Raw genomic sequence first — 7,300 nt, forward strand, 5'->3', positions numbered from 1 at the left:
ACTGCGGGCGTACCGGGCGCCACGACCGGCGTTCGCGGCGGGCCACGGCCGCGAACGCGATACGTCCGCGCCGCCCGCCCTGATTCCGTGCACCGCAGCCCCCCACCCGGACTACCCATGATCTCCCCCCTATGAGCCTGAATCCACGCTTCCAAGCCATCACCGAGCGCATCCGCGAACGCAGCCGCGGCGCCAGGCGCGCCTATCTCGACGGCATCGAGGCGATGCACCGCTCCGGCCCGCTGCGCGGCAGCCTCAGCTGCGGCAACCTGGCCCACGGCTTCGCCGCCTGCGGGCCCGGCGACAAGGCGCGCCTGCGCGGCGAGGCCACCCCCAATCTCGGCATCGTCAGCGCCTACAACGACATGCTCTCGGCGCACCAGCCGTACGAGAGCTACCCGGAAACGATCCGCGCGGCCGCCCGTGCGCTGGGCGCCACCGCCCAGGTCGCCGGGGGCGTGCCGGCGATGTGCGACGGGGTCACCCAGGGCCGCGCCGGCATGGAACTGTCGCTGTTCTCGCGCGACGTGATCGCCCAGGCGACCGCGATCTCGCTCTCGCACGACATGTTCGACAGCACGGTCTACCTGGGCATCTGCGACAAGATCGTGCCCGGCCTGCTGCTCGGCGCGCTGGCCTTCGGCCACCTGCCGGCGGTGTTCGTGCCGGCCGGGCCGATGCCGCCGGGCATCCCCAACAAGCAGAAGGCCGAAGTGCGCGAGCGCTACGCCGCCGGAGAGGCCACGCGCGAGGAGCTGCTGGAGGCCGAGGCCGGCTCCTACCACGCGCCCGGCACCTGCACCTTCTACGGCACCGCCAATTCCAACCAGGTGCTGCTGGAGGCGATGGGCCTGCAGCTGCCCGGCTCGTCGTTCGTCAACCCGGGCACGGCGCTGCGCGAGGCCTTCACCCAGGCCTCGGTGGAGCGCGCGCTCCGCATCACCGCGCTCGGCGCCGACTACCGTCCGATCGGGCGCCTGGTCGACGAGCGCGCCATCGTCAACGCGCTGGTCGCGCTGATGGCCACCGGCGGTTCCACCAACCACACCATCCACTGGATCGCGGTGGCGCGCGCCGCGGGCGTGGTGCTGACCTGGGACGACATGGATGCGCTGTCGGGCATCGTGCCGTTGCTGGCGCGGGTCTATCCCAACGGCGAAGCCGACGTGAATCGCTTCGCCGCCGCCGGCGGCATCGCCTACGTGTTCCGCGAACTGCTCGACGCCGGGCTGATGCATGGCGACATCCCGACCATCGTCGCCGGCGGCATGCGCGCGTACTGCGACGAGCCGCGCGTCGCCGACGGCGCCCTCGCCTACGCGCCGGGAGTGGCCGCCAGCGCGGACGAAGCGGTGGTCCGCCCGGCCTCGGCGCCGTTCGAGGCGCAGGGCGGGCTGCGCCTGCTGCGCGGCAACCTCGGTCGCGCGCTGATCAAGCTCTCGGCGGTGAAGCCGGAGTTCCGCAGCATCGAGGCGCCGGCGGTGGTGGTCGACGCGCCGCAGGCGCTCAACCGCCTGCACAAGGCCGGCGCGCTGCCGCGGGACTTCGTGGCGGTGGTGCGCTACCAGGGTCCGCGCGCCAATGGCATGCCGGAACTGCATTCGCTGGCGCCGCTGCTGGGCATGCTGCAGAACCAGGGGCGGCGGGTGGCGCTGGTCACCGACGGCCGCCTGTCCGGGGCCTCGGGCAAGATCCCGGCCGCGATCCACGTCACCCCGGAAGCGGCCCACGGCGGCCCGCTGTGCCGGCTGCGCGATGGCGACATCGTCCGCCTGGACGGCGAGGCCGGCACCCTCGAGGCGCTGGTCGACGCCGACGAGTGGGCGGCGCGCCCGGCCGCGGAAAACACCACCCCACCGGCCTGGGACATCGGCCGCAACCTGTTCGCGGTCAACCGCGAGGTGGTCGGCCGCGCCGACCAGGGCGCGCTGTCGATCTCGTGTGGCCCGCCGCAGCACGACGGCACCAACTGGTGGGAGTACGACTCGGAGTACGAACTCGACGGCCCCGCGGCCGCCACCGCCCCGCACGATTCCAAGGACGCCTGACCCTGCCCTCGTAGAGCGGAGCTTGCTCCGCTGCTCCCGGCTCCGGAGCCCACGTAGCGGAGCAAGCTCCGCTCTACCGGGGGAGATGCAACACCAGCCCTGCCCGCCCCACCGTTCTTCTCGACGCCCGACACGGAATGCCCATGTCCATCTCCGCACACCAGACCGAAGCCGAACACCTGCTCCACGCCGCCGGCATCCTGCCGGTGATCACCGTCGACAGCGTCGAGCAGGGTCGCCGCATCGCCGATGCGCTGCTGTCCGGCGGATTGCGCACGCTGGAACTCACCTTGCGCACGCCGGCCGCGCTGGAAACCCTGGCGGCGCTCAAGCGCGACCTGCCGGAAATCGTGATCGGTGCCGGCACCGTGCTCGACGAAACGCAGATGCGCCAGGCGATCGACGCCGGAGCGGACTTCCTGGTCACGCCCGGCACGCCGCCGGCGCTGGCCGAGGCGCTGGCGAAGGCGCCGCTGCCGGTGGTCCCCGGCGGCGCCACGCCCACCGAGTTCCTGGCGCTGATGGCGCACGGGTTCCGGGTCTGCAAGCTGTTCCCGGCCAGCGCCGTCGGCGGCCTGGCGATGCTCAAGGGCCTGGCCGGTCCGCTCGCCGGGCTCAAGCTGTGCCCGACCGGAGGCATCGGCGAAGACACCGCCGCCGACTACCTGGCGCAGCCGAACGTGCTGTGCATCGGCGGCTCCTGGATGGTGCCAAGGCAATGGATCGCCGATGCGGCCTACGACCGGGTCCGGGACAGCGCCGCCGCCGCCGCCGCCATCGTCGCCCGCGTCCGCAGCGCCGAATAGCCTCCACCGGCGCTTCCCACCACACGTCCGCTCCCCTGTAGGAGCGGCCCATGGCCGCCAAGGCCGCGGAAGGCTCCGGCCGGGAAGGCGGCAACCCCAAGCTCATCCGACCACGCCGGCCTTCGCGCGCATGGCGCGCTCCTACGCATGGCCGCCTCGGCCGTATTCGATCGCTAACCGATAGCGCTCCAGGCCCCATAGCCGCGCGTGCAGCACGAACCACCCGACCAGCAGCACGCCCAGGTGCCACTCCAATGCGTTCTCCAGCCTGTCCTGCAGCGCACTCCCGCCGATCAGCGCCGCCGCGATCACGTGCACCACGCCCAGCACGAGCATGGCCACGCAGACCGCGGTCATTCCCGTGCGCGAGACCCGGTCCAGCGCACCGGCGTCGCCGGCCAGGCGCAGGAACAGCAGCTGCGCGAGATAGCTGCAACCGAAGAACACGATGACGCCATAGCGGCGCAGGAAGCGGTACGCCTCCCCCTCGGTCCCCAGGAAGGTGGCGTACACGCCGAGCGCCAGCGCCGCGATCCAGGCCAGCGCGATCATCGCATTCACCGCGCCGCCGCGCCCACGCAGCCGCAGCCAGCGCGCCGACAGCCACCAATGCAGGCCCACCAGCAGCGCGCAGGGCAGCACCAGCAGCCGGAACAATTGATTGCCCAGGCCATGGCGCGCGGCGCGACTGATCGAGGTACAGCCTTCGATATAGGGCACGCAGAACGGGACGTGGCCAGCGCGCACCGAGATCCACCAGGCCAGGTGCGCCGCCGCCACCAGGGTGACGGCGATCGCGAGGGGGACGGGCCACAGGGGAATCGGGGAACGGGACATGCACGGTGTCCTCCGGGGCGATCGGCTGCAGGGTAACGCGGCGACGTGAAGGCAACGGCGTGCACGATCTGCCGCCGCACCGCGCATTCGCGCGGACATCGGCACCGCCGATTGCGCCGAGGATCGCCGCCCACCTCGCCGGCGCCTCCCGCGCCTTCGCGGCCATGGGCCGCTCCTACGGAGGCGGGCTGGTTGTGTAGGAGCGCGCGATGCGCGCGAAGGCCGGCGTGATCGGATGAGCCCGGGATCGCCGCCCACCCGGCCGGAGCCTCCCGTGGCTTTCGCGGCCATGGGCCGCCTACGGGATCGCGATCCTCACCCGGGCCGGCGCCTCGCGGATGCGCAGTCCATGGTCGCCCCACGCGGCAGCCGAACCATTGACCGTGGCGGGACCCGGCTCGCCCGCCAGGGGCCATGGCAGCACCAACCCTCCAGGCGGCAGATCCGCGTCGGCATCGACGTCGAGGCGCAGTTCGCCGCCCTCCCGCCGCAGCGCGTAGCCGAGCGTGCCCTGCGGCGTGCGCAGGCCGTGGATGGCGATGCCCTCCTCCAGCCAGTCGGCGGGGATGCCCGCGGCCAGCACCAGGCTGTCGTCGACTTCGCGCACGTAGGCGAACATGTCCAGCGCCGAGCGCACGAAGTCCGAACCCACCCAGGCGTGCGGCAGGTCGCCGAGGAAGAACGGTTTGCGCGGGGTCCGCGACACCACCTCGCCCCATTGGTTCCAGGCCCGCGGGGCGCGATCATCGAAGAAGTACTCCAGCGCCTCCCAGGCGCGTCCGCGCCAGCCCAGGCGCACGAACGCGGCGACGTTGCGCCACTCGTACGGCGTGTAGTCCTTCCATTCGCGCCCGCCGTCGCGGCGCTGCACGAACTCGCGCCAGTAGCGTTCGAAGGTATTGCGCACCAGCTCCGGCGGCAGCCGCCCCTGCTCGCCGCCGGGCGCCAGCGCGATCGTGGTCGAGGTCGGGTCGAAGTCGCCGAGCTCTGCCGCGCCCGGCAGGTAGTCGATGCCGTGCAGCCGCGCGGCGGCTTCCAAGGAGGCGTACAGGTCGCCGCGGAACTCGTCGCGCGCCGCGGCCATCCGCCGCGCCTGGTCGTCGTGCCCGAGCGCCTCTGCGACCTCGACCGCATCCTTGTAGCCGCGCAGCGCCCAGAAATTGTCCCAGTACGAGTGCATCGGCTTGGCCGAATAGCCCTCGTGGCTGATCGAGGCCGGCATCATCCCGTAGAAGGCCGGGTTGATCCCGCGATTGGCCTCGGTACGCTCGCTGGCGCGCAACTTCTCCATGTAGCCGAATGCGCCGGCCACGTGCGGCCACATCCGCTCGAGGAAAGCGTCGTCGCCGGTGTAGCGCCAGTACTCGGCGATGTTGAAGATCAGCTCGCCGTGGCTGTCGTTCTCCGGCACCGGGTCGCTGCCGCGGTCGTCGACGCAGCACGGCACCATGCCGTCGCGGAACTGGTACGGCGCGTACCATTCCACGTATTCCTTCACCACGTCCTCGCGGCCCATCCGCAGCAGGCCCTCGGAGATCATCGCGCCGTCGCGGATCCAGCTGCGCGAATACGAACGCGTGCCCGGCTGCAGCCGCGGCCCGATCCGCGAGACCAGCATGTGCGCCAGCGAGGTGCGCAGGGTGTCGACCACCGCCTGCCCCGCCTCCGGCACCTCGATGCGGACCCGATCCAACTGGTCGCGCCAGTCCGCGGCAACCGCCGCCTGAAGATCCGCCGCGCCGGTCGCGAGCGCCGGTGTACCCTCGCCCAGCGGTACCCGCAAGTCGATCTCGCGCGACTGCCCCGGCGCCAGGCGCATGCGATAGAGCAGCGCACCGGATGCCAGCCCGTCGGCGTCCACGGCCTCGCGAGTGACGGGCGCACCGTCGGCGAGATGGTCGACCGCCATGCCGGCGTCGAACGCGGTGGCGAACGCGGCGTCTGGCGCCTGCGACAGGTGCACGCGCTCGCGACCGTTCACCGCGACCGTGCGCCCGCCGACCGCGATCGAGTCGATCCGGCTCACGCCGCCGATGGTGTTGAGGAACTGGCTCGGCGGGTTGACCTGGAACGGGCGGATCGCCAGCGCCAGGATGAACTCCCGCGCCCGGGCACCGGTGTTCTCCAGCCGGTAGCGGGCGACCAGCCGGGCGTCGTCGCGGTCGCCGTGGGCGAATGCGGTCACCTCCAGGCGCAGGTCCGGATGTTCCCAGTGCACGGACGGGATCGGCAGATAGTCGTCCTGCAGCGACCGGGTCGCCTCCACGTCGGCCCAGGCGACCAGGCGATCGTCGATGCGCACGAACGGCTCGATGCTGAAGCCGCCGCGCGCGACCTCCACCGCGCCGTCCTCGCCGATCAGGCCCTGGTCGCTGCCGCCGTCGACGCCGAGGATGGTCCAGTACGGTTGTTCGCCGCTGAATCCTCGGGGGAAGTGGCCGCGCCTCGCCTCGCCCGCGATCGTCTCGATGAAATCGTTCGGGTGGGTGGCGAAGCCGATCGGCTGCAGCTGCAGTCCGGCCAGTGCGTACTCGGGGCCCGGGCCCTCGACCAACGCCAGCGCGACGTGTCGCGCCTCGGATTCCGGCAACGCGACCCAGTCGACGCCGCCATTGCCCTCCTCGACGCTGCGCGCTTCACGCCAGCGCCGGCCGTCGTCGGACAGCGCGACGACGTAGCGCGAGGCATGCGCGCCGCCGGCCCATTCCAGGCGCAGGCCGTCGAACTCGCGCGGCCGGCCGAGGTCCAGTTCCAGCCGCTGCGGCCCGGCCGGCACCCGCCAGGCGGTTTCCGAGGAGCCGTCGACCGCGGCCTGCGGTTCCCCGGCCTCGCCATCGCTGCGCACGCGCACCGGCAGCAGCGGGGCACCGTCGTCGGCCGGCAGCGGCGTGAGGGTGAGTTCGTCGAAACAGACAGATCCGCTGCCGCCGGCGTTGTTGTAAATGGTGAACTCGACCCTAGCGCTCGCACGCAGTTCCGGCTCCGGATCTGGCCCCCAGGCCTTGTCGATGTGGCGCCGCCGGTAGCGCACGCCGGTCCATCCGGCCGGGAAGTCGTAGCGCGGGCGGTTGACCCACCAGACGTTGTCGCCGCTGGCGTCGATGAGCTTGAACTGCAGGTCGTTGGCGGGCGACTCGCCGCGCAGGCGGAAGCCGAACTGGTAGTTCCGGGGGTAGTCGATCGCCACGTCGCGCTGGATGCCGACATGGCCGGACACGCCGTTGTAGTCGTAGTCCAGGCACAGCGCGCCGCCGTCTTCGCCGCGCACTTCGCGAATGCTGCCGCTGACCTGGTTGGAGGTGACGACGCGCCAGGGGGATGCGTCCTCGAAATCGTCGAGCACCTGGGTGTCGCCTGCGTCCGCGGCGGCGGTGGCTGTCATTCCGAGCGCGAGCACTGCGGCTGCGAGTGCGGCGGGATCCAGCAGCGGGCGATGGGTGGGGACGCGGCGGGGTGCTGCATGAACAGCAGGGTCGAGCAGCGGACGACGCATGGGGGCGCGGTGGGGTGCTGCATGAGCAACAGGGTCGAGCAGTGGGCGATGCGTGGGGGCGCGGCGGGGTGCGGCCATGGGGAACACGCCGCAAGTACGTCCATGTAGGCTCTTTG

Annotated in this window: 4 protein-coding genes; 2 read left to right on the forward strand and 2 right to left on the reverse strand. The window is 72.0% G+C overall.

The window, feature by feature from the left end; all coding sequences use genetic code 11:
* Positions 1–131 precede the first annotated feature (131 nt).
* The gene (gene edd, locus H0E84_RS18850) at positions 132–2,048 is read left to right on the forward strand and encodes a phosphogluconate dehydratase (RefSeq protein ID WP_180680202.1); all 1,917 of its coding nucleotides are present in this window, start codon (positions 132–134) and stop codon (positions 2,046–2,048) included.
* A gap of 143 nt (positions 2,049–2,191) precedes the next feature.
* The gene (eda, locus tag H0E84_RS18855) at positions 2,192–2,854 is read left to right on the forward strand and encodes a bifunctional 4-hydroxy-2-oxoglutarate aldolase/2-dehydro-3-deoxy-phosphogluconate aldolase (RefSeq protein ID WP_180680203.1); all 663 of its coding nucleotides are present in this window, start codon (positions 2,192–2,194) and stop codon (positions 2,852–2,854) included.
* A 141-nt stretch (positions 2,855–2,995) separates the two neighbouring features.
* Here the strand turns inward: eda and H0E84_RS18860 are convergent, their stop codons facing one another.
* Positions 2,996–3,691 (reverse strand): hypothetical protein, encoded by a 696-nt coding sequence (locus tag H0E84_RS18860; protein ID WP_180680204.1) that lies wholly within the window; start codon positions 3,689–3,691, stop codon positions 2,996–2,998.
* Positions 3,692–3,989: 298 nt separating this feature from the next.
* Positions 3,990–7,073, reverse strand: a complete 3,084-nt coding sequence (locus H0E84_RS18865; RefSeq protein ID WP_180680205.1) for a discoidin domain-containing protein — start codon at positions 7,071–7,073, stop codon at positions 3,990–3,992.
* Positions 7,074–7,300 lie beyond the last annotated feature (227 nt).

This window comes from Luteimonas salinisoli (genome assembly GCF_013425525.1).
In the GTDB taxonomy this organism is placed as follows: Bacteria; Pseudomonadota; Gammaproteobacteria; order Xanthomonadales; family Xanthomonadaceae; genus Luteimonas; species Luteimonas salinisoli.